General features: G+C 25.7%; 17 protein-coding genes. 4 read left to right on the top strand and 13 right to left on the bottom strand.

What is annotated here, in order from left to right; all coding sequences use genetic code 11:
* Positions 1-207 precede the first annotated feature (207 nt).
* The 3 genes from AC07E4_RS12060 to katG all read right to left on the bottom strand — a co-directional run bounded on the left by AC07E4_RS12060 (position 208) and on the right by katG (position 7,360).
* Positions 208-1,935 carry a DUF262 domain-containing protein gene (locus tag AC07E4_RS12060; protein WP_478216521.1) on the bottom strand — a complete coding sequence of 576 codons (1,728 nt, stop codon included), beginning with the start codon at positions 1,933-1,935 and terminating at the stop codon, positions 208-210.
* Positions 1,936-2,826: 891 nt separating this feature from the next.
* On the bottom strand, positions 2,827-3,921 hold the full coding sequence (locus tag AC07E4_RS12055) for a TolB-like translocation protein (protein WP_478216520.1): 1,095 nt from the start codon (positions 3,919-3,921) through the stop codon (positions 2,827-2,829).
* Between the two features lie 1,246 nt (positions 3,922-5,167).
* Entirely contained in the window at positions 5,168-7,360 is a 2,193-nt protein-coding gene (katG, locus tag AC07E4_RS12050) for a catalase/peroxidase HPI (RefSeq protein ID WP_478216519.1), read from the bottom strand.
* Positions 7,361-7,958: 598 nt separating this feature from the next.
* Between katG and AC07E4_RS12045 the strand changes: the two genes are divergently transcribed.
* A complete protein-coding gene (locus tag AC07E4_RS12045; protein ID WP_478216518.1) occupies positions 7,959-8,402 on the top strand; it encodes a hypothetical protein in 444 nt (147 codons plus the stop codon).
* Between the two features lie 106 nt (positions 8,403-8,508).
* On the opposite strand, the gene AC07E4_RS12040 is transcribed toward AC07E4_RS12045, so the two are convergent.
* The 5 genes from AC07E4_RS12040 to AC07E4_RS12020 form a co-directional block, all read right to left on the bottom strand.
* A complete protein-coding gene (locus tag AC07E4_RS12040) occupies positions 8,509-9,234 on the bottom strand; it encodes a DUF421 domain-containing protein (protein WP_478216517.1) in 726 nt (241 codons plus the stop codon).
* Positions 9,235-9,501: 267 nt separating this feature from the next.
* On the bottom strand, positions 9,502-10,251 hold the full coding sequence (gene pduB, locus AC07E4_RS12035; RefSeq protein ID WP_478216573.1) for a propanediol utilization microcompartment protein PduB: 750 nt from the start codon (positions 10,249-10,251) through the stop codon (positions 9,502-9,504).
* 115 nt (positions 10,252-10,366) lie between these two features.
* Complete coding sequence (locus AC07E4_RS12030; RefSeq protein ID WP_478216516.1) at positions 10,367-11,236, bottom strand: PhzF family phenazine biosynthesis protein; 870 nt, start codon at positions 11,234-11,236, stop codon at positions 10,367-10,369.
* 69 nt (positions 11,237-11,305) lie between these two features.
* A complete protein-coding gene (locus AC07E4_RS12025; RefSeq protein WP_478216515.1) occupies positions 11,306-11,914 on the bottom strand; it encodes a methyltransferase in 609 nt (202 codons plus the stop codon).
* A gap of 787 nt (positions 11,915-12,701) precedes the next feature.
* On the bottom strand, positions 12,702-13,007 hold the full coding sequence (locus AC07E4_RS12020; RefSeq protein ID WP_478216514.1) for a hypothetical protein: 306 nt from the start codon (positions 13,005-13,007) through the stop codon (positions 12,702-12,704).
* Positions 13,008-13,161: 154 nt separating this feature from the next.
* On the opposite strand from AC07E4_RS12020, the gene AC07E4_RS12015 reads away from it, so the two are divergent.
* The gene (locus AC07E4_RS12015) at positions 13,162-16,128 is read left to right on the top strand and encodes a DEAD/DEAH box helicase (RefSeq protein ID WP_478216513.1); all 2,967 of its coding nucleotides are present in this window, start codon (positions 13,162-13,164) and stop codon (positions 16,126-16,128) included.
* A gap of 42 nt (positions 16,129-16,170) precedes the next feature.
* On the opposite strand, the gene AC07E4_RS12010 is transcribed toward AC07E4_RS12015, so the two are convergent.
* Positions 16,171-16,560: a (deoxy)nucleoside triphosphate pyrophosphohydrolase gene (locus AC07E4_RS12010; protein WP_040329565.1), complete on the bottom strand. Its 390-nt coding sequence runs from the start codon at positions 16,558-16,560 to the stop codon at positions 16,171-16,173.
* 439 nt (positions 16,561-16,999) lie between these two features.
* Here AC07E4_RS12010 and AC07E4_RS12005 point away from each other — a divergent pair, with 439 nt between their 5' ends.
* Entirely contained in the window at positions 17,000-17,434 is a 435-nt protein-coding gene (locus tag AC07E4_RS12005) for a VanZ family protein (protein ID WP_040329567.1), read from the top strand.
* A gap of 668 nt (positions 17,435-18,102) precedes the next feature.
* On the opposite strand, the gene AC07E4_RS12000 is transcribed toward AC07E4_RS12005, so the two are convergent.
* From AC07E4_RS12000 to AC07E4_RS11985, 4 genes are all read right to left on the bottom strand, one after another.
* On the bottom strand, positions 18,103-19,608 hold the full coding sequence (locus AC07E4_RS12000) for a CotH kinase family protein (RefSeq protein ID WP_478216512.1): 1,506 nt from the start codon (positions 19,606-19,608) through the stop codon (positions 18,103-18,105).
* Between the two features lie 343 nt (positions 19,609-19,951).
* On the bottom strand, positions 19,952-21,700 hold the full coding sequence (locus tag AC07E4_RS11995) for a 1-deoxy-D-xylulose-5-phosphate synthase (RefSeq protein WP_478216511.1): 1,749 nt from the start codon (positions 21,698-21,700) through the stop codon (positions 19,952-19,954).
* 220 nt (positions 21,701-21,920) lie between these two features.
* On the bottom strand, positions 21,921-22,451 hold the full coding sequence (locus tag AC07E4_RS11990) for a hypothetical protein (RefSeq protein ID WP_478216510.1): 531 nt from the start codon (positions 22,449-22,451) through the stop codon (positions 21,921-21,923).
* A 174-nt stretch (positions 22,452-22,625) separates the two neighbouring features.
* Positions 22,626-23,924: an MATE family efflux transporter gene (locus tag AC07E4_RS11985; protein ID WP_040329570.1), complete on the bottom strand. Its 1,299-nt coding sequence runs from the start codon at positions 23,922-23,924 to the stop codon at positions 22,626-22,628.
* 254 nt (positions 23,925-24,178) lie between these two features.
* Here AC07E4_RS11985 and AC07E4_RS11980 point away from each other — a divergent pair, with 254 nt between their 5' ends.
* A complete protein-coding gene (locus AC07E4_RS11980; RefSeq protein WP_478216509.1) occupies positions 24,179-24,925 on the top strand; it encodes a hypothetical protein in 747 nt (248 codons plus the stop codon).
* The last annotated feature ends 84 nt before the right edge of the window (positions 24,926-25,009 follow it).

The raw sequence follows: 25,009 nt of genomic DNA, 5'->3' as shown, positions 1-25,009 counted from the left end.
TCTATTCTCTTATGTACTTTTACTGTATATATTATTTTCTTCCTTGTAATATCTGTATTAATTCAATTCTAATAATTTTCTTATAATAAAAAAGTGATGACAGATTCTTTCCATCATCACTTTTTATGTTCCTATAGAGATTATCTATTCGATATAGATGTCCTACTCTATTCAATATATTTTGATTAAATATTCATAAATCTATTTTTATATTTTCCATACTTCATTATAAGCTAGATCGGCTAAAGAATCTGTTCTTCTATTTATTTCTTCTTCATTCCATAATTTATTCTTATATTCAGCCACAAATTCTTTAACTATATATAGTTCTGATTTTCTTAAATATTCTATTTTTTTATCGAAATCAATGTCTCCCATATCACTATTTATTTCCTTATCAAGAGGTAATAAGTTTCCAATTACAGGCATACATGACAACTTTGTGCTTTGTGATAATATATGCTCTAAACTTATAATATTAATTGATAATTCATTTGTCTTATGTTTATATAATTCTATCTTTTTGAAAATATACTGAATTAATTTCTTATACTGAGTATTTTCATTTGTAAATACTATCTTATTAAAATTAGCTTTAAACACATTAAAATCAGGAAGTTTTTCTTTTAATTCATTAACTAAATTTTTGATTGCTTTATTCATAGAATCTTTATCTCTACATGAACTAATATGCCTTGCATGCTTTGAGTACATTCTTTCTATATTAGATGCTCTCGATGAACACACAGCTGTAAAAATAAAATGAAACTTTTCTAATGACTCTATTGATAATTTTAAATCTTTTAAAGATATTAACTTCTTTTTTCTTGCACTAAGTAAAGATAATATAATAGTTCTAACTTGAATCACATCAAATATGCACAATGCACTTAATGAATTATATATAAACCTTTCTTCTTGTAACTTATAATCATCAAGATTTGGATTTACAATCTTAGTGTATACCTCAGACATCTCTTCTAATTCATTCATAAACCTTTTATATTCTAGTTCATTTTTATTTGTTCTTTTAATAAATTCTTCATACAGTTTTTGATTTGTTACTAATGGATATTTTGATATCCAATAATGCCTATAGAAAGTACTTAAATTTATTTTTATAGTCCTACTATATAAATTTTCCTTCATTTTTTTCCACTTATCTTTAGCAAAATCTGTAGGATGTTCTTTAGATAAAACATTAAATATTCTATTCTTTACTAAATCTATTGATTCTAAATTTTTTCCTTTTGCATTAAGAGTTTCAAATATAATGTATGCTTCATTTAAACTTTCAACAGTTATGAAAATAGTCTTAAATGCTAATACTTGCGATCTTATCAGCTTAATCATATCTAATGTATTAAGTTTGTTATATGCTCCAAAAAATTTATCTTGTTCTCTATCAAGATTATTCTTATCTAATTTTTTTATAAAAAAATTATATGCATACAATAATTTCTTTTCTTCTTCAGTTGATGCTTTATACGCTTTATCTTTTTCCTTTGCTTGAATTCTACATTGTAAAAAAGGCTTTGGATTTTCATTTACTAACTTAAAAAAGCTATTATCATCGTCATCTGTACCCTCAATATATTTATATGTAGCATTAGATGCTTTTTCATCTCCATGTATTCTTAGCATTTCTGATATTGCAGATAACAATATTGTAATTGTAGTTAATCTTTGTTGCCCATCAACCACTTCAAATTCACTATCTTTTGAATCATCTCCAATAAGTACTAATGAACCAATAAAATAAGGATTTTCTTTTATTGGTGTCCTTTCTTTATTTATATTTGCAAAAATATCCTCCCATAAAGTTGACAATTCAGCTTCTTCCCACGCATATTCTCTTTGGAATCTTGGTATAATATATTTTCTATTTAAATCCAATATATCTCTTACATTTCTTGTGTATGCTTGTAAATTCATTTTTTACCTCTTTATTGAATAAACTTATTTTTTACTATATTATACCATGATCATGAATATAAAAACCCACAAAAATCCAATAAAATGATTTTCGTAGGTTTTATGGTGGAGGTGAAGCTTATCTAATATTCCATTACTTCCTTTTAGCTACTTTTCTTATTAGTTCAATTTTATCAATATCTAACTCTATTAATTCTTTTATTGTTTCGTTATTCATTCCCTTTTTTATTACTTTTTTAACTATTTCTATAGTTTTTTCTTTTTTCCCTTCATCTTAAAAATTTATATAATGAAAAATTTAAATAAACTACTCATTGAAAATTGAATTAGAAGCTATTATAGATTTTCATTTAATTTTTAAAACCTAATCCAAGGACGGATTAGCTGTTGCACAAGACAGGACGTCGATTCAACAGGTAGTTTTTAAAATTAAAGGAAAAGATATTTACAGCTTCTTTGAAAATTTCACAGATTAGTGTTTTAAATTTTTTCATTACATATGTTATTATTGAGAGTTTTTACTTTTTTAGAAAGCAACCTTAAATCATCATTGTTAAAATTTTGAAAGTGTTTTATGTATTCTCCTAAGTATATGTCATATCAAATTTCTAAGTTATATCCATAACAAGAGGGACAGGCATCTTTATGTTTAGTTTCCTTTGTTTATTGTAGCTTCCTATAATTTGAAAGATAATAACTATAATCATCAAAGCCAGTCCCTGTATCTACAAAAGTTATACTTTCTACTATTTATCAATTTATTTTCTTCTTTTAACTTCTTCTAACTCTACTTCTAATGTATTAGCAATTAACTATTAAAATTATCCATCTTCAATGGTTTAAAAAATTTAAATATAGATTACTTTTTCTTGCAATAAGATTATTTTCAATTTATTTATATGTAAAAGAGATATTTGAAATAAATGCATCTGGTATTTTGAAAAATTCGTTTAATTCCTTTTCCTCTAAATTATAGCAATACAATATATTGGGATAAACTATTATATTGCTATAAATAGTTTTTTCACTTGTTCCAGTTGGTATAGCAGCAAAGTAAAGCTTTTTTCCATTAGAACTAAGAGTTGCAATATATGGTCTTGAAATTTCAAGTACTTCATTTCCTTTCACAAGTTGTTCTTGTGTTAACAAAGTATGTATTTCTTTACTCTTTAAGTCTAATTTATAAAATCCTTTTTCATTATCATTAATACCTTTTCCACCTAGTATTATAGAATCTTTAGACTTTGATAAAGAAATTGAATCTAATGTTGAAGCCTTTATTTCAGTTATTACCTTTCTATTACTTCCGTCCATATTCATTTCTATAATACAGTAATTAATTTTTGCTAAATCATCATTTTCTTTAAATTTTTTGGTTATGTATTCATTATATGAAAACGCTAATGCTATAATTTTATTATCACTAATATCAAAATCTTGCACACCTAAATCAAGAGAACTTAATTCAATAGTTTTCCTTTCTTTTTCATTAACATCTATTCGAGATATTTGTGGAATTGGTGAATTTTTATCTCCACTTTTTGCAAATATAATATTTCCCTTTTCGTCACCAAAATGCAAATTAAATTCACCCAAAGAATCATTAGTAATTTGATCAATTTCTTTAGATTCAATATTAAGTTTAAAGATATCCCAAGGACCATTTCCAATGGCATCAGAATAAATCAAAATATCTCCAGACTTATTTATCTTACCTGATATCATTGGTTCTCTATTTTCTACCAATTTCTCTTTTACTTCAGTTTTTGTATCTACTACCCATATGTCACTTCTATTATCATTATTGGTACTGGTAACAGACACAGTTAACCATTCACCATTATCTTCATCAAAATTACAAATTACTGATTTGCTAATTCTCTTATTTAAAATAATAAAAACAGCAAAGATAATAGTTAAAATTATTATTAAAATGCTTTTCATATAACTCTTAATATTTAATATATTAAAATATTGTTTTGACATAACACTATAACACCTCTATATTTGTTTTTTGGTAAAACCTTTTCTCTATATAAGTTACCTAAATTTACTTTTTTTATTATGTCTAACTGAAAATAAATTATCAAATTGTATTTATGTAAATAACGATTATATCCTACATAAAATTCCACTATACAACTTCTCTTCAATATCATTATCCATGATATTATTGAAACTTTGTAATTTTTTTAATCACATTAACTCCTTATTTATCTAAGTTTGGAAAGTGTTTTATATATTCTCCTAATTATATGTTATATCAAATTTTTAAGTTTTATATCCATAACAAGAGGGACAGGCCTCTTTATGTTTAGCTACCTTTATTTATTGTAGTTTCCTATCATTTGAAAGATATTAATTATAATAACCAAAGCCAGTCCCTGTATCTACGAAAGTTCTACTTTTTACTATAAGTTACAATTACAAATTTTAAATATGCTTCTTATTAATTAGAATTTCATTTCTATTTTTTAATAAATATAATTTTTATGTTTATATAATAAGATTTTTTCTTTTTTTATCAAGAAACAGGAATTATTCAAATAAGTATTTCTTTTAAAATTGATTTAGAAAATCTTATTAATTTGTGTTTTATTTTCAAGACCTGAACCCAAGGACGGGTTCAGCGATTGCCTAGACAGGACGTCGTGTGAACTAAATTTAGAAATATGTAATTGAAAATTCAATGTATATTTTTTATAAATCAAGGAAGTAATTCACATCAATAATGGTATTTTATTAATGTGAATTGCTAACGAAGAGTTATGAAAAATAGACTAGAATTTAATTACATAGCTCTGAATTTAGTTCACTAATAGCCGTTTAGTCTTGAAAATAAAATGGCAAATTTATTAGAGTTTCTTTCAAATTTTTATGAATACCGTTTTAAATAATTCCTGTTTCCTTTACTAATATTATTCTCATTTCATATTTAAATAATTTTAAATTTCATCTTGAATCCTTATATATTTTTCATTTAATTTTTAAGACCTAATCCAAGGGCGGATTAGCTGTTGCACCAGACAAGGACGTCGCTTCAACAGGTAGTCTTTAAAATTAAATGGAAAGATATTTACAGCTTCTTTGAAAATTTCACAGATTAGTGTTTTAAATTTTTTCATTATATATGTTACTATTAAGATTTTTTATTTTTTCTAATGTTTAACTATATAACCTTAATTCAAAAAATAAAAACCCCTTAAATTGAGAGGTTTTCATTTTATTTATACTATTTTTTTATATCAAATCTATCTGCATTCATAACTTTATTCCAAGCAGCTACAAAATCTTTAATGAATTTTTCCTTGTTGTCATTACATGCATATACTTCAGCAACTGCTCTAAGTTCAGAATTAGATCCAAATATAAGGTCAACTCTTGTACCTGTCCATTTTTCTTTTCCTGTTTTTCTATCATAACCTATAAATTTTTCTTCTTTAGATATTGGTTTCCAAATAGTATTTATATCAAGAAGATTTACAAAGAAATCATTTGTAAGACATTCTAATTTATGAGTAAATACACCATCTTTAGAATTATTATAGTTTACATTTAATACCCTCATTCCACCAATTAATACAGTCATTTCAGGAACAGTTAATGTTAGCAGTTGTGCACGATCAATTAACGCTTCCTCTGGTTTTAATGTATTTTTATCTTTTATATAGTTTCTAAATCCATCTGCCATAGGTTCAAGTACAGCAAAAGAATTTACATCTGTTTGTTCCTGAGTTGCATCAGTCCTGCCTGGAGTAAATGGTACTTCTATATGATATCCTGCATTTCTTGCAGCTTTTTCAATAGCAGCACATCCACCAAGAACAATAATGTCTGCCAATGAAACTTTTTTACTTCCTGATTGTGATTTATTAAATCTTATTTGAATTTTTTCTAATTCATTTAATGTTTCTTTAAGCGTTTCTGGCTCATTAACCTCCCACTGTATTTGAGGCTCAAGACAAATCCTTGCACCGTTAGCTCCCCCACGCTTATCAGAACCACGAAAAGTTGATGAAGATGCCCAAGCTGTTTTAACAAGTTCTGATACTGATAGTCCTGAATCTAAAATCTTTTTCTTAAGATGTGAAATATCTTTCTTATTAATAAGTTTACAATCAACTGATGGTACAGGATCTTGCCAAATAAATATTTCTTTTGGAACTTCTGGTCCTAGATATCTTGAAATAGGTCCCATATCTCTATGAGTCAATTTAAACCATGCACGAGCAAAATCCACTTCAAATTTTTTAGGATTCTCTAAGTAATTTCTAGCTATAGGTTCATATATTCTATCAAAAATTAATGATAAATCTGCTGTAGTCATCATAGGCCTATGAAGCTTTAATGGGTCAAATGCATCCTCTACCATATCTTCTTCATCTACATTTTTAGCTAACCATTGGTATGCTCCTGCTGGACTTTTAACCAATTCCCAGTCATATTTAAATAAGGTTTTTAAGTAATTCATATTCCACTGTGTAGGATTTTTCTTCCATGCACCTTCGATACCACTACTTATAGTATCTTCACCTTTTCCACTTTTGAAAGTACTCTTCCATCCAAGCCCTTGCTGCTGAATAGGTGCAGCTTCTGGTTCTGGTCCAACATAAGTTGCAGGACCTGCCCCATGACATTTACCAAAAGTATGTCCACCTGCTATAAGCGCAACAGTCTCTTCATCATTCATAGCCATACGCCTAAAAGTTTCTCTAACATCATGAGCTGATGCCACTGGATCAGGTTTTCCATTTGGCCCTTCTGGATTTACATAGATTAGTCCCATTTGAACAGCTGCAAGAGGATTTTCAAGTTCTCCACCTATAGGTTCACGATCACTATCAAGCCATTTTTTTTCACTTCCCCAGTAAATATCTTCTTGAGGCTCCCAAACATCCTCACGTCCTCCACCAAATCCAATTAAATTTACTCCCATAGATTCTAATGCACAATTACCAGCTAGAATCATAAGGTCAGCCCAAGATATTTTATTTCCATATTTCTTTTTAATTGGCCAAAGTAAACGTCGTGCTTTATCTAGATTAATGTTATCTGGCCAACTATTTAGTGGTGGAAACCGTTGTGTTCCTAGTCCTCCGCCACCTCTACCATCAGAAACTCTATAAGTTCCTGCACTATGCCATGCCATACGAATAAAAAGTGGTCCATAATGACCATAATCAGCAGGCCACCACTCCTGAGAATCTGTCATTAACTTAGATAAGTCTTCCTTTACAGCTTTAAAATCTAGCTTCATAAACTCTTCACAATAATTAAATCCTTTAGTCATAGGATTACTTAGTTCAGAGTTTTGACGTAAAACTTGAAGCTTTAATTGATTTGGCCACCAATCTTTATTGGTATTTCCATCACTTGTCATACTTTTATTTCTATTACCTGTCACAGGACACTTCATCTCCATCATAATATAAAATCTCCTCATATACATTATTAACACTATTACAATTTATTATATAAATAGTAGAATTATACTATTGCTTCAGTATAAATCTGTACTTTGTACATATAATTTTTAATGTTAAATCATCATTTTAAAAATTTTTAGAGTGATTTTTGTATTCTTCTAATTATATGTCATATTAAATTTTTAAGTCTTATATCTATAACATGATGGACAGTCATTTGTATATTTAATTCCTTTTATTTATTGTATCTTCCTATTATTTAATAAGATACTAATTATAATAATCAAAGCAAGTCCCTATATCTATGAAGGTTCTACTTTCTACCATGAATTACAATTACAAATTTAAAATATTCTTTTTATTAATTGAAAATTCATTTCTACTTTTTCAAGAAATATAATTTTTCATTATTGACATTTATATTAATTTAAAATTATACATTTATAGTTAAGTTAATTAATAGATTTTATTGAGATATTATGGTAATATCAAATAAATATTATCATTACCCACACTAGAAGTAATTTTAATTTACATAAATATAGGTGAAAATTTACAGTGTTATGAAAATGATATTTATACAGTAGGAGGATATTTATGAGCTTAGATTTTAAAGAACTTTTTATGATGAATCCCAACACAAACAATGAATACCCAAATTTTGAAAATAAATTACAACCTCGTATAGAATTCGATAATACTTCTCTTAAAGAATTATTTATAAAACACCAGGTTGAAATTATGGAAATAGTTTCAAATGAAACAAGAGAATACTTGGAAAATGAAGATCTTTGTAATGATGATGAAAATATGTTTCCTCGTAGATGTGAACTGACAGGCGAATGGTATGTTGGTGATATTACTATTAGTGAATGTGATGAGAACATTTTTCTTAGTGTTGAAGCACGTTTTTTAGGTTTTTATGAAAATCCTTCTCTTAGATTTCCAGTGGATGATTATTTAGGCTTAGAAGTTTGGTTATATTATGATACTGAAAAAGAACATTTTACTTATGATTGTATCAATAGTGCTTCTATTTAAAATACATAAAATGATTTTTAGGTGTTCAAGTTCCAAAATATAATCTTGAACACCAATATATTCAATTCCAAGCTTAATATTATTTTAAACATATTTTATTTAATAGTTATTCTACTCCAAACTTACTTTCTGGATTAAAATTATTAGGATACTTTTCTGAAATAATAAGCTTTTTATTTTTATCTACACCTGCATAAAAAATATCTTTAATATTATTTATATTTTTCTTTTTTATTTCAGCTTGTAACCATTTTTTATCTATGCCTGCTATTTTAAGATTCTTATCTATTATTTTTCCGTCAATTATAATATCATTTAGCAATGAACTATTTTTTACATTTAACTCCATATCATATGGTGTTACTGGCTTTTTATTAGATTTTATTAAAACTGATAATTGACCATTTCGCTCCATTATTGCAAATTGTACATCCTCTAAATTGAAAACATCCTTTTCTCTTAACTTCATCATAAGTTCATTTACTGTAATCTTAAGTTTTCTTACATTCTTATCAATAATGCGCCCATTTTCTATTAGTATCAGAGTCTTAGCATTCATTATCCTTCTAGCTGTATAACTTTTTAAATTTAAATAGCTAGTTGCTATAGTTAATAATGTAAACATTAGTAATGCTGTAATTCCTGAAAATACTACATGATCTTTATCAATAACAATTTTAGCAATCATTGACCCTACGGAAACACCCATTATAAAATCGAAGAAATTCATCTGTGAAATAATTTTAATACCAATTAATTTACTAAGTATTAATGACAATATATATATTAAAATACATTTAATTATTGTGATAAATAATATGCTACTATACATAAAAATTACTCTCCTTATTTTAACTATAGATATATTTTAATCAAGTGCAGTAATTATATGCATTTTCATTATTTACTTCATCAATAAAATTATTTTACCATTTTTAAATTACAAATGATTTTATCACCTATTTTATAAGCTTTTTAAAATATTTATTTTTATAAGAATGAATATACAGAAAAACCCCAATACAACAAATTATTTTGTTATACTGAGGTACATTAAGTATATATTTATATTACATCTGATAAATATATACAAACTTTATTATAGATATGGTTTTCCTGTAATAGATGTAGGATTTTGCCCCATTGATTTAGCAATAGATAGTCCTACTTCTCTAGCTGCAATTACCGCTTGTCTTACAGCATCTGCATCTCCTGTTACAGTTATTATAACTTCATTTGAATGTGCAGTTCCTTTGTTTGGACTTAAATAATTAACAAGCTCAACATTTGCAGTTTTCATTGCAGTATCTGCCATTACAACTCCAATTCCTGCTGGTGCCCCTACAATTATTCCAAAAGCTTTTCCTATAGGTGCATTAAATCCTTTATTTAAAGCAAGACTTGCTCTTGCAGTATAGTGCATATCTAAATGACCTGCATCAAATACATAAACTTCTCCAAAATTTCTTTCTACATTCTCAAGAGTAATCTCTACAGCTTTTCTTACATCAGATACATCTTCTGATGCAAGTATAATTAATGAGCCATGGCCTGGTCCACCTTTTGTATCTCTTGGAAGTTCAATGCTAACTACTTTTGCATTTGTAGCTTTTACCGCTTCGTCTGCCGCCATAATTTGAGAGCCTGCTCCTGTCCTGTTACTTATAATTCCTACTGCTCTCTGACTTTTATCTAATCCCATATTTTCACGCAATACACTGTCTACATTTGCTATAACAAGTCCTACTGTATCGCCATATTTTACTGCACCCACAAATTCAGATATTGGTGATAGTTCATTCATTGCCTCATACTCCTTTTGAGATAATTTTTTATCTTTTGATTTTATAATTTTACTAATTTAATTCTTTGTAGTCAAATTTTCTTCAGTTCTTAAAGTTTTCGTTACAATTTTAACTTTTTAACTTTGTTTAAATCTTGTTTTTATAAAATCCTATAATTAACTATATTTCAATTTCCATCTCTTTTAAATTAAAAGCACTTCCTCCTACTTTTATATCTATAACTTCATTATTTTTAACTTTAAGTTCTACATTTATTTTTGAAGGTTTATTCATTGAATAACCTTGTTCCATTGTCATATTTATCTGTTTACAAGAACTAACTTTTCCATATTTAAATAAATAACAAGCAAGTGCTCCATTTGACGTTCCCGTTGCTGACTCTTCATCTATACCATAAAGTGGAGCTAGATTTCTACACTGTGCCACTGAATTCTCTATAGTTTCAAGAGTGAAAATATGATACCCAACAACATTATACTTTTCACTTACTTTTGAAATAGCATCAAAATTTGGTTTTATATTATTTAATATTTCTATACTTTTCACAGGAATAATAATATCTTTAAGCCCTGTTGATACTATTTGAATTGGAAGATTTTCCATAAATGACTCTGTACTAATATTTAATGTTTCAGCTATTAGTTCCCTATCTAAAACTTTTCCATATATTGGTTTATTTTGATTCATCATAATAGATAAATCTTCATTAACATTAACTTTTAATATTCCTGCCTTGGTTTCCTGAGTATATTCACCACTTTCTATAATTCCTTTATTTGCAAGTAATGAAAATGTAGCTATGGTTGCATGTCCACAAATATCTACTTCCTCTATAGGTGTGAAAAATCTTACTTTAACATCTGCCATTTTTGATTTCATAACAAATGCTGTTTCGCTAAACCCTATAATAGATGCTATTTTTTTCATTTCTTTCTCTGATAAATTATCGGCTTCAAGCACTACTCCTGCAGGATTTCCTCCATCTACCGATTTTCCAAATGAATTTAATATATATGTTTTTACCTTCATAAATGATTCCCCTTTTCAACTCTACATTTTAAAACCCTATCTACACTTACTTATACTATTTTCATTGATTTATATATAAGCCAATTTATATATTAAAAACTTATATCTTCTATCATTTTTAACGTTATCTACTTTTATTTCTTTATGTAATGTAAAAAGCGTATACTCATCTAAAAATGATATATACTCATCTGCTGGATAAAAAAGTATAATTTCAATATCTCTTTTAGTCTCATAAACTGATTCTAAAATATTATTTACTACCTTCATAAATATTTCCATTGAAAATGGATTAAAAAAATAAAATTTATTATCCTCTGGCTTAATATCATATTTTTCAGCAAATGTACAAACAAAATTAACTTTGCTTTCATCAATTTTATGTTTTTCTAAAAAACTTTTTTTATTGTCCAACGCTTGTTTATAAAAATATGTATTCATTTCTATTCCTGTAACTTTACATTTACAAAAGTAATTCAAATAAAAATTCAATCTACCTTTTCCACATCCAAAATCTACTACGGAATCTAACTTATCTATTTTACATTCTTCACATAATTTATTTAATGCTTCATAATCTGTTGGTTCATATCTATTGTAATGTATAGTTGTTTCTTTCAAATCTTGCTTTCCTGAAGTTTTTACATTTAATAATTTTTCATAATATTGTTCTTCCATCTATAATCCTCTTATTTGTTATAATTTTAATTTATTTCAATATATCGGGTTCCAAGCTCAAATTTAAAGCAATCTCTTTCTCAAATGATACTCTTAAGCTTACAGTTTATTCCTGTTTTTGTATTTGGAAGAAAGTAAGAGTGAATAGTGAAAAGTTATGGTGAATATTACGGGGATTGAAATCCCCACTACAATGTTTTATTTGTACTTCAAATAAAATCAGTATAATATTTATCCATAAAAAGTTCATTTTGGAGAATAAATTCCCCATTACAATGTTCTTACTAATCACAGTTTCAATAGTAACTATCCCTATTACTTTGGATATTTTATAAAATTCGGTTTTTATATTGTGTTTAAATAATTTGCTTTGCAAATCTAATAAAAAATCATTTTTTTAAATTGGATCTCCAATTTTTACATTCACTTTCAACTTTCAATTTTCCATTTTCAATTAAATTAATTAGAATTCCCAAATGAAACAAAAATAATTGTACTTTTCAACTTGTATTCCTATATAGGGTTCCAAGTTAATCTTCATAATTATTAGTTCCAAAACTTGGATACCCTTAAGAGTGAGACTAGCTTGGAATCATTTTATACTAAGTATTTCTTTTGAAATCAATATATTTACAGCTTTAAAAATAGTTTTGAATTTGAACTTGTTTCCCTATATTATATCACATATTAATATTGAAATATTTTTCCATAAAAAGTAGGTAAACCATTAAAGATTTACCTACTTTTTATTTTATTACATTTTAAAATCTTATTACTAAATCAAAATTTATTCTTTACAACAATTTACATGTGTATAACTAATATGTTCATCTGGAAATTTAGCATTACATATTTTATCACCAATATTTATAGTTTCCTTACAGTATTCACATGTGCTAGTTTTTATTGCCTTGAACTCAACTCCATTTTTCTTAGGTTTATTTTGTTGTAATTTATTAATTTCATCCTTATTTATATCATATAATAATGAATTAATATAATTAGAAAAATTACCATTACACTTTATTTTAGCTTTTTTGTTTGCAATTATAAAAACATCTTCTTGTAACGCTATAGTCTTTTTTACAGTCATATAAAATCTCTCCATATATTAATTTATACTACCATAGTATGAATACACATATTTCTTGTAAGTCTAAATATTATTTTTTATCCTTATTTAGTTAATGTTTAAACGTTATCATGTTATAATAAAATTACTATTTTGTATATAAAAGGGTGAATTTATGAGTATTTTAAAAAGTAATAATTTAAAAGATTCTTTAAGTAGTATTAATGTGAAATCAATTAAAGAAAATAATTTTGCATTAAAAGAAGAACTGCTTAAAGCTAGTGAAACAGGTTTAATTAATAGTATGGTTGATTCAAATTTAGCACTGACACCAAAGTTAATTATTAATGATTATTCTAAAGGTAGCAAAGTATTAAATGAAATTATATATGAGTTAAATAAATGTGAAGAGTTTTTTATTTCTGTTGCATTTATAACTAATAGTGGCATATTACCTCTTTTAGAAACTTTAAAAACACTAAATAAAAAAGGCATTAAGGGTAAAATATTAACAACTGATTATCTTAATTTTAGCGAACCTAAAGCATTAAAAAAGCTTCTAGAATTTTCCAATATTGAGGTTAGAGTATATAACAAAGAAAACTTTCATACTAAGGGATATATATTTAAACATAGTAATCATTATAAACTAATTGTTGGTAGTTCTAATTTAACACAAACTGCTTTAACTAAAAATAAAGAATGGAATTTAAAAGTTTCTTCTCTTGAAGAAGGACTTTTAACCGAAAATGTTGTTTGTGAATTTAACACTCTTTGGAATGATGCTAACGACTTAACTTTAGATTGGATAAATACATATGAAAATATCTATAGAAAGCAGCTTGAATATACTAAAAAAACTACTATCCCAAGCATTGCTCAATATAAATTAAGACCTAATAAGATGCAGGTAGCCGCAATTGAAAGTTTAAATAAACTAAGAGAAAGTGGAGAGCATAAAGGACTTCTTATTTCAGCCACTGGAACTGGGAAAACATACTTATCAGCATTTGAACTTAGAAACTATAATCCTAAGAAAGCTTTATTTGTTGTACATAGAGAACAAATAGCAAGACAAGCATTAGAAAGTTATAAAAATGTATTTGGAGACACTAAATCTATGGGGATTTTATCTGGTAATAGTAAAGATTTAAATAAAGAAATTATATTTTCTACAATACAAACTTTATCTAAAGATAAGATTTTAAATAGTTTTAGTAACGATGAATTTGATTACATTATAATTGATGAGGTTCATAAAGCTGGTGCTAATACGTATCAAAAAATAGTCAATTATTTTAATCCTGACTTTCTTCTTGGTATGACAGCTACCCCTGAAAGAAGTGATGATTTTGATATATTTAAAATGTTTAATTACAATATCGCATACGAAATAAGGCTTAAGCAAGCTTTAGAAGAAGATTTATTATGTCCATTTCACTATTTTGCAATTTCTGATATAACTGTTGATGGTACTCAGCTTAATGAAAAATCTGATTTTAAGTTTTTGGTAGCCCATGAGCGAATTAATTACATTATAGATACAATTAATTTTTATGGTTACTGTGGAGATAGAGTTAAAGGTCTAGTATTTTGCAGTAATAAAAATGAAGCTATAATGCTTTCCAATATTTTTAATTCTCGTGGATACAATACTGTTGCACTAACTGGTGATAATACTCAAGAAGAAAGAAATACCGCTATCGAAAAATTAGAACAAGATGAAAAAAATAATTCCTTGGACTATATTTTTACAGTAGATATTTTTAATGAAGGTGTAGATATTCCTTCTGTTAATCAAGTTGTAATGCTAAGGCCAACTGAATCATCTATAGTGTTTATTCAACAATTAGGTAGAGGTCTTAGAAAAAACAAATCAAAGGAATATGTTGTAATCATTGATTTTGTCGGTAATTATGATAAAAACTTTTTGATTCCTATTGCATTATCTGGTGATAGAACTTTTAATAAAGATACTCTTAGAAAATATGTTTTAGAAGGCTCAAGAATAATTCCAGGTTGTTCCACAATTAATTTTGACGAAATATCTAAAAAGAAAATTTTTGAATCTATTGATGTTGCTAATTTCAATGATATAAAACTAATTAAAGAAAGCTATAAAAGTTTAAAACAAAAACTTGGCAAAATTCCAACATTATATGATTTTGATAAATATGAAGCTATAGATCCACTAAGAATTTTTGATAACAAAAATTTAGGTTCTTACCATATATTCTTAAAAAAATACGAAAAAGATTATGACGTCCAATTAAATGATACTGAGGAATTATTTATAGAGTTTATTTCTAAAAAATTAGCATCAGGTAAAAGACCTCATGAACTTTTATTATTAAAATCTATACTAAAAAATGAAACTAATCTAATAGATAATTTAATTGTAACTTTAAAAGATACCTATAATATTAATTTCAATAATATTACTAAAACTAATATTATTAATATCTTAACAAATGAATTCCCTACTGGTACAGGAAGAAAAACTTATTCTAAATGTATCTTTATTGAAAAAACAGATAATGAATATGTTGCATCTAAAGAATTTCTTAGTCTTTTAAAAAATGTATTTTTTAAAGATATGATTTATGAATTAATTGACTTTGGACTTAGAAGATACTCTAAAAATTACAGTAATTCATATAAAGACACATGTTTTCAACTTTATCAAAAGTATACTTATGAAGATGTTTGTAGATTATTAGAATGGGAAAAAGGCGAAGTTGCTCTTAATATAGGTGGTTATAAATTTGATAAAACAACTAAAACCTATCCAGTTTTTATTAATTATGATAAACATGATGGCATTGATGATTCTATTAATTATGAAGATAAGTTTATATCAGAGTCAAAATTAATTGCAATATCTAAATCTGGAAGAACTACATCTTCTGATGATGTTGTCCAAGCTTACAATGCAGATAAAGACAATGTAAAAATGTATCTATTTGTTAGGAAAAATAAAGATGATAAAATCTCTAAAGAATTTTATTTTTTAGGAAGTATTCGTGCTATCGGTAATCCAAATCAGTTTATTATGAAAAATACTAATAAAACTGCTGTTGAAATAGAATATCAATTGCTTACACCTGTTAGATCTGATATTTATGAATATATAACTTATTAATTTTTTAAATATAAATAGGCAATGAAGTTTAAATTCCATTGCCTATTTATATTTATCTTTTATACTTTCAACTACTAAAATATCAGCTGGCACCCATCTTTCATTATCTAATTCATCTATCGTTACCCATTTAACATCATTATGTGCATTTAAATGTAACGTTCCTCCTGCTATTTCACAGACATAGCAATGCATTGTTAAATGAAAATTAGAATAATCATACTCTACTGTTGTTAAATATTCTAATTTATCTATATCTAATTCAAGCTCTTCTTTTATTTCACGATGAAGTGCCTCTTCTCTATTTTCTCCACTTTCTATTTTCCCACCTGGGAATTCCCACATATCAATAAATTCCCCATATCCTCTACAAGTAATAAAAAACTTATCTTCTTTTCTAATTACAGCAGCAACTACTTCTATTGTCTTCATCTGTATAACACCTCTTTTAATCTTTTTGTAAAACTGTAAATTTTATCTACATTAATTTTAACACATAATCTTTTTTTATAATAATATTAATAATTCTCTCTAACTTAAATTAATTATCCTTCTATTCCTCATAACTTAACTGGTTTGATCCTAAAAACATATTACACAAAATTCAATAGACATTAGAATTTTCTAATTTGCTTGTATTTAGTTTTTATATTAACTTAATTTATTGAAAATTTATAAAGAATTTTAACTAATAGCATAGTATTTAGCTTTGGCATTCCACATGTTAGCATATAGATTTCCTTTTTTTAATAAATATGATCAATTCCTTATATTTATTTAAAAGAAAATTTAGTAAAGCCTACAATTTGCATCACTATTAAAAATTGTGATTTAATTAGAATATAATAGTTTTTGCATTGGAGGGTTATTTATGAAAAGAAGAGTTATTTTCTGGACTTTATCTATATTTACTATGTTTTTTATATTTCTTATGTCGCATAGGGATGCCACTACTTCAAATTCTTTAAGTGTTCCCCTTGTTAATTTGTGTGGCTTTTTAGGTCTTGATGTTACAAGTTCCAATTTTGATATTATACATACTTTAATTAGAAAGCTTGGTCATATAAGTGAGTTTTTCTTTTTAGATTTTTGTTTATATAATGGACTAATTTGTGATTTTACTTTTAAGAAGTCTGTATTTTTGGCTTTTATAATTAGCTTCTTATATGCTATATCTGATGAGTTTCATCAATTATTTATTCCTGGAAGATGTGGCAACATTACCGATGTTATGATAGATTCATTGGGTATGCTACTCTTTATTTCAATTCTTCTAATTTATAAAAATATAATAAAAAGTAGATAAACCATAAAAGACTATTTATTTTTATCTTAATTAACTATATTACATTAAAAATAGTATTTATTCAACGTCCTTGTTCTTTGACTATTTTATATGCTTTAAATCCATTTCAAATATAATTTCAAGTGTTATAAATTCTTTGTGATTATCGTATATTTTAGTTTTATTTCGCAATTAAATTCTAACATCCCTAATCTACTATTAATTTTTTATTAGTCCGATTTGATTTTACATAAATAATCTTGCTGAACCTTTTCATCCTCAACAATTGCTATCTTCATTTTTTCACCCCTCTTCATTTAAATTATACATTTTTTACTAATTTCAACTTATACAAACATGTAAATTATACTTATATCCCAATTATAGTGTTCCAAGTTCAATTTCAAAATAACAAATTTGTCAATTGAAAAATTTTTTTCTTTAATCAATGAAAAGGAATTATTTAAATAAGTATTTCTTTTAAAATTGATTTAGAAAATTTATTAGAGTTTCTTTGAAATTTTTATGAATAACGTTTTAAATAATTACTGTTTCCTTTACTGACATTATTCTCATTTGATATTTGAATAAGTCTAAATTTACATATAATAAAAAAACAGATAATGATTAATTCACTATCTGCTTTTTATTACTTGACATATTTAATTTGCACTTCATATTTTATGCTTTTATTTATTTAATTGATTTTTGATACTTTTACTCATTTGTTCTGCTAATTCTAATATTCCAGGTAAAGTTTGAGTTTTGCCTCCTTTTTCTTTCATACCATTTTCCTCAAACTTCTCATTAACTCCTTCTGGTAATTCCATTTCTTGTGGCAATTCTGTTTTTTTCATATCATTAGGGTTTCTCATTTCACCTCTATCTTCGGGAGGCTGTTTATCCATATTATCTTTATTAAGCATATCCATACCTTCTGGTGGATTCATATTTTTACCCATATTTTGTTTTGTATTTTCTATAGATGTTTTTATGTTTGTTTCAAATTCTTCATAAGTATAAAAAGCACTTGGATCATTTTTTACATCTTTTGAAATCAAATTATAAATGTCTTCTGTCATATTCTTTAGATAATCAGAATCTAAATATTTGTTTACTATTTCATCAAGATAATTATAATATTTTTCTTTATATTCTTCATTGGAAAATAAAGTATTTATAAGTGGTCTTTGCTCTAATTTAACCATTGATGGTGAATCAATATTAATCAGTTCTTCACTATTGGAATTTCCTTGCTGAAAACCACCAAAAGCCATATTAAAATCCCATGGTATAATTGTAAACTTGCCATTTTGTTCATACAAGTAATAATTATGAGCAAAAGTTCCTTGATAGCTATCTAAATTTAATATAGCAGTATTTATTGCTATATACTTTAAAGCTGAATCAACATCTAAATACTTTTCTATATCTTCACCACTATTTAATGCAGATATCATATTAATAACTTTTTGAAAATCTGCATCTGAATCGCTTTTTAGTTCTAAATTTTTGTAGTTGTCTATACTCTCTCCATTATAAATTAAAGCACCGCCATCCTTACCTGTAGATTTATATAAATCTCCTTTAGTATATTCAAAGTTATTTTCAATAAATGGTTCCAATATACTTTCTACAGCTAAATATAATCCATGATATTCACCATTTATCCATATCTTTGCATAGGCAAACTCTGGTGTTTTTAGACCCATATCTTTAAATATACTATATGCTATAAATTCCCTCATATAAGTTGGATCAGAATAACAATTATTTAGATTTAATTGAGTAAGTCCACTCATTGTTTGATTTTTTTCATATTTATCAAAGTTTATTTTAAAACTATATCCGTTTGATTCATCATCACTTGCCACTGCATTTAAACTTGAATTTCCTTTAGTTCTTATTGCAACATTATTATATTTATCTCCATTTATAGTTACATTAGCATTTTTATGTTCTTCATCTTTAGCATTATCAAACATATCTTTTAGTTCATTTTCATCAATATCAATATTTATTTCCATTATTTTGCTAGCGTCAAAATACTTTTCTCCATATCCATTGCCCACCTGTAATTTATCATTACTTTCACTTACTACTTTATCTTTATTAGTTAAATTAGATGACAATATTAAAATACTTAAAATAGCTAATACAGCTATAATTACTATAATATTTTTCTTGTTTTTCATAAGATTCTACCCTCCAATATAATTACTTATTTCTATGTAATTATACAAATACTACCTTAATCCAAACTTAAATTTATAGTCTTATTTAAATAAAAATGGGGTTGTATCAAAATAACTTAGTTAATAAATGAATTAATAAGTTTAATTTAAAATTATAAACTATATTATTAAATTAATGAAAAATATAAGGCTATTGGTAAACTTTAAATACCAATAGCCTGTTCCTTGATTAACATTATTCTCATTTAATATTTGAGTAATTTCATTTTTCAACTTGTAACCCTATATTTTAACAAAAATATTTTTGATACAGCCCCATTTTCTACTAAATACTTTTGAAAATTTATTCAATTATATTTTTTAAATCTGCTATTATTAACTCTTCTGTTAAATGATATCTTTTATATAATTCATTTAATTGAACATTATCTGTAAATTCTTTAGTTGCACCAAAATTTAATACTTTCATATTTTTATCGCCATAAAATCTTGTAATTTTTTCACCAAATCCACCATCTAATACTCCATCTTCTAAAGTTATTATTATTTCATGATTTTTTAATAATTCATTTAACACATTTTCATCTATTCCACTTGCAAATCTAGGATTAATTAAAGTAGCATTTATATCTAATTCTGCTTTTAATTTTTCTTTTACTTTTTTTCCAAGACTATAGAAATTTCCTAACCCTATTATGGCTACTTTATTTCCAGATTCAACTACTTCATAAGTATTTATATTGTCAAAATTAGGTTCAACATAATTTCCAGTTGATACTACCTCCATATTAGGAACACGTATAGCTACTGGGTATTTATTTTGATTTATTCCCCACTTCATCATAGCTACATATTCTTCTTTATTTGCTGGAGCTAAGTACACTATATTAGGTATATTAGATACTAATGGTATATCAAAAATTCCTAAATGTGTAACATCTCCCCCAGTAATTCCTCCACAGTAAATCATAATAAGTGCAGGATTATTATTTATTGCAAGATCTTGTGATAATTGATCATAAGTTCTTTGTATAAATGAACTATGAAAACCTAAAACTGGCTTACCACCTTGAGATGCTATTCCTGATGCAAGTGCAACTGCATGTTCTTCTGCTATTCCAACATCTATATATTGATTCTTTAATTTTTGTCTAAATGTTCCCATTCCTACTACATTAGGCGTTGCTGCTGTTATTGCTACAATACTACTATCTTTCATAGCCATTTGTATTAGTAATTCTTCGCCTATGCCTTCATAACTTTCTTTATTAAATTCAACTAAAGGTTTCTTTGTTTCCAAATCAAAAGGCATAACCCAATGGAATGATTCCTTATTTTCTTCTGCATCTTTATACCCTTTTCCTTTTAATGTATTTATATGAACAACTACTGGATGATTTATATCTTTAACTTTTGAAAATGCTTCAATTAAAGATTTAATATCATTTCCATTATTAACATAATAATAATCAAGTCCTAATGATTTAAAAAAGTTGTTATCTGCTTTTCCATCAGTTTCACGAAGTAATTTTAGATTTTTGTAAAGTCCCCCGTGGTTTTCTGCAATTGACATATCATTATCATTTACAACTATTATTATATTTTTTCCGTATTCAGCTGCATTATTTAATCCCTCATATGCTTCTCCACCACTTAAAGATCCATCTCCTATAACAGCTATAATATTTTCACTACTACCTTTTATATCTCTAGCCTTTGCTAATCCACATGCTAAACTCACAGATGTAGATGTATGACCTACTGTAAAAAAGTCATGTTCACTTTCATTAGGTTCTGTATACCCTGAAATAGTTTTGTATTCATTGGAATTTATAAATGCACTCTTCCTACCTGTTAAAATTTTATGAGTATATGATTGATGTGAAACATCATATACTATTTTATCTATTGGTGAATTAAAAACATAATGCATTGCAATTGTAGCTTCAACCATTCCTAAATTAGGTCCAAAGTGTCCACCTGTTGAACTTACTTTTTTTATTAATACTTCTCTTATTTCATCACCTAAAATTATTAATTCATCACTACTAAGCTTCTTTAAATCTTTAACTTCATTTATATTATTTAACATAAAAATTCCTCCTAAATATCGTTTATATACTTTTAAAGTTTTAAAATTATAACCATATATTTATTGTTAACTTTGAACTTCTACATTAGTATAAACTTTGGAGTTAACTCTAAGTCAATAATTATTTTTAATTTTATTTTATATTTAAGTATTTATAGCAAAAAAAATAGATAGAATATTTACATCTATCTATCTTTTTATTATATATTTTATCAATTATTTATACATTAATATTCAATTCATTTGTAGTCTCTTCTATACTTTCATTTACATAGCTTATATTTACATTATTTGCTGAATTGCTATCAGCTTTATAAGAACTACTCATTTCTCTCATTTTAGCACTGTTTTCTAAATAATTAATATGTGATGTATCTAATTCCTTCATTTTTTCTGCATCAAATCCATTTTCATTAATAGCATCTGTTAAATCTTGTCCAGCTTTTAACCCCGCTTCTTTAAATGCTACCATAATTTCATTTACATCTTCTGATGTTAAAGTTTCTTCATCATATTCTTCAAGTATTAAACTTACTAAATCCTCTTCTTCATCGCTTAAAGCATTACTTCCACCTTTAGTTGGTGGGGGTCCTTGTGGTGGTGCACCCTTAACATTTTCTGTGTCATTTGCAATTTCTGTATCAGTTACATTATCTGTTTTACTTGAATTATCTGTAGATTGAGCTTGTCTTGCAGCATATTGTTGCCAAACATTTATACTTTGCCCACCTTGTCCAATTGAACTTATCATAAATTTCTCCTTTCGTAACTTAATATTTAAAATGTAGTAATATTTTCATAATTTATTATAATTTTTAATGCTTAAACCAATCTTAAATTTAAAAATTATTTATACAAGATTTGAATCTAAACATAAATAAATTCACAAAAATAGATAGGCTTTAAAAAACCTATCTATTTATCCTTATTTTTTCATTTTATTGCTATATAACAAAGCTAGTAGTAAATAATTTATTGTTATTCCAATGTATATTCCAAATAGTCCAAATTTTTTGGATAAAAATGAAATCCAAATTGTAGATGCTATTGAAACTACTATTGTGCATTTCAATACAAATTTTTCACTATTCTTACCTTGTAAATAACTTTTATAAATTTGATGAAAAACATTTATTAATTGTACTAAGATAACAATTATAAATATCTCTATTACTCTTTGAATAACTTTTATATCATTACTTATAACACCAAAAGTTAGTTTTGGAAAAGTCATTATTAAAATTCCAATTGTGGTAACTACAATACAAGACAAAGTTATAGCAGACTTTAATATATTTCTAGCACAATTCTCTTCACCCGAAAAACTCTTTTGCAGTGACAATGTCATTGCCGCAGATGAAAATGCAAATATTGGTAATGAAATAATACTTGCCATACTTTCAGAAAGACCATAAGCAGCAATTTCATATACATTAAGCCTGGAAATAATGCCCGTTAACATAAATGTAAATACTGTACATTCCATAAGATCTTGTCCTAAAAGTGGAACATATAATTTAATAAGTTTTTTTATTGTTTCTTTATCACAACAAATCTTAAGTTCGAATGTATCATCTTTATAGATTTTTATGATATAAACTAATATTCCACATAATAAACCTAAAACACTTCCAATTGCTGCACCTTTTACTCCACACTCTGGAAATCCAAATTTTCCATAAACTAAAATGTAATCAAATACTATATTTATGACAGTAGCCACTATTGTACTATATAATGTTATTATTGTATTTTTTAGATTTCTATAATAAGCAGAGAAGATAAATATAATCATATTTAACATTATTGTTACTGATGAAATATAAAAATAGTCTAAACATTTTTTTAGTATATTATCTTCAATTGCAAAGATATATTTAAATAAAAAATTTCCTCCTAATAATGATACGATTATCACAATAAATCCAACTAATATAGAAATAATCATTGTTAACTTAAAATCTTCTCTAAATTTATCAATATGATTTTTTCCCATACGTTCTGCTGCAATTATATTATATGCCACTGAAAGCATTCCTAAAGAACCAGTCACAGTATATATAACTGAACTTGCAATACTTATTGCTGCAAAACCTTCTGTAGAATAGTTTCCTACAATTGCTTTATCAAAAACTTCAAATAATGTAGTAACTAAATAGTTCATTAATATAGGAAATGACATTCCTAGTAAAATCCTATAATATTCTCTTTTTTCTTTTATCATAGTTATTCTCCATTTTTCAAATAATCTTTTATATTTTTACTTGATTAAAGAAGAATAGCTGTTTTTATAGCCTATTCTTCCAATAGGCTGAAAACATACAGATAATTCATTAAAATCTCTCCTTTTTACATTTTATGATTATATTGTATCACAACATAAAAAATAATTTAAAATTAATTGATATTTTTCTATAATTTGTAATATAAACTTGAGAATGTTATTATTTTAATGTACATAAAATTAATTTCTAAGAGGTGATTAAAATTAAAAATAAGAAAAAAGCTACGCTGATAATAATTTTTACATTAATGTTTTTCTTTTTTAGCATTAACACATATTATAAAACATTTAATAAAAAAAATATTATTAAAAATGATAAGGTATATGATCTTAACAATTCAGATTACATTTTATCTCAAAACAAATTACAAAGTGATAATAATATAAATACAGATAACCTAGCTAACTATTATTATATAAATGAATACACTAAAAGACATAATAATTATAGAGACCTATTAGGTGTTTATATAGATTTATTTGTGCCTCCAAATCTTCCTTTAGGTGGCGTTATTGATTGCACATTAAATATTAAAGTTACTAACAGTTTTCTTAAAAACTTAAATTCTAATAAAACTATGAATTCCAAAATTCAAATGTGCAAAAATGAAAACATAATTGTTGAATTATATCTTGATGATGATAGTAATGATTGTTTTGACTGGAGTTCTATTCGTAACCTTAATGACACTAAAAGTGAAGCTTACTATAATAATTTTGATAGCAATGTACTTACTAAAAATATTAAAGTTGAATATGGTAAAAATACTACTTTAGATTCTTTTAATCTCAATTTTATGATTAGAAGCTTTAGTAAATTAAAATCACCACCTAAAAAAGTAACTGCTTTTATTAGCATTCCTTTTTATAATAAAGCTACCAATAAAACAGAAGTAGTAAAATTTAAAAAAGCTATTGAATATAATGATAGTACAATTTAACAATTTGTTTAAAAACTATATTTATTCATATCTATATAAAAAAACCTCAAAGACACATTTTTGAAATTATATCTTTGAGGTTTG

The organism is Clostridium amazonense (assembly GCF_056431285.1).
The sequence above is the reverse complement of the archived record's forward strand: the minus strand, read 5'-3'. Positions and strand labels throughout refer to the sequence as shown.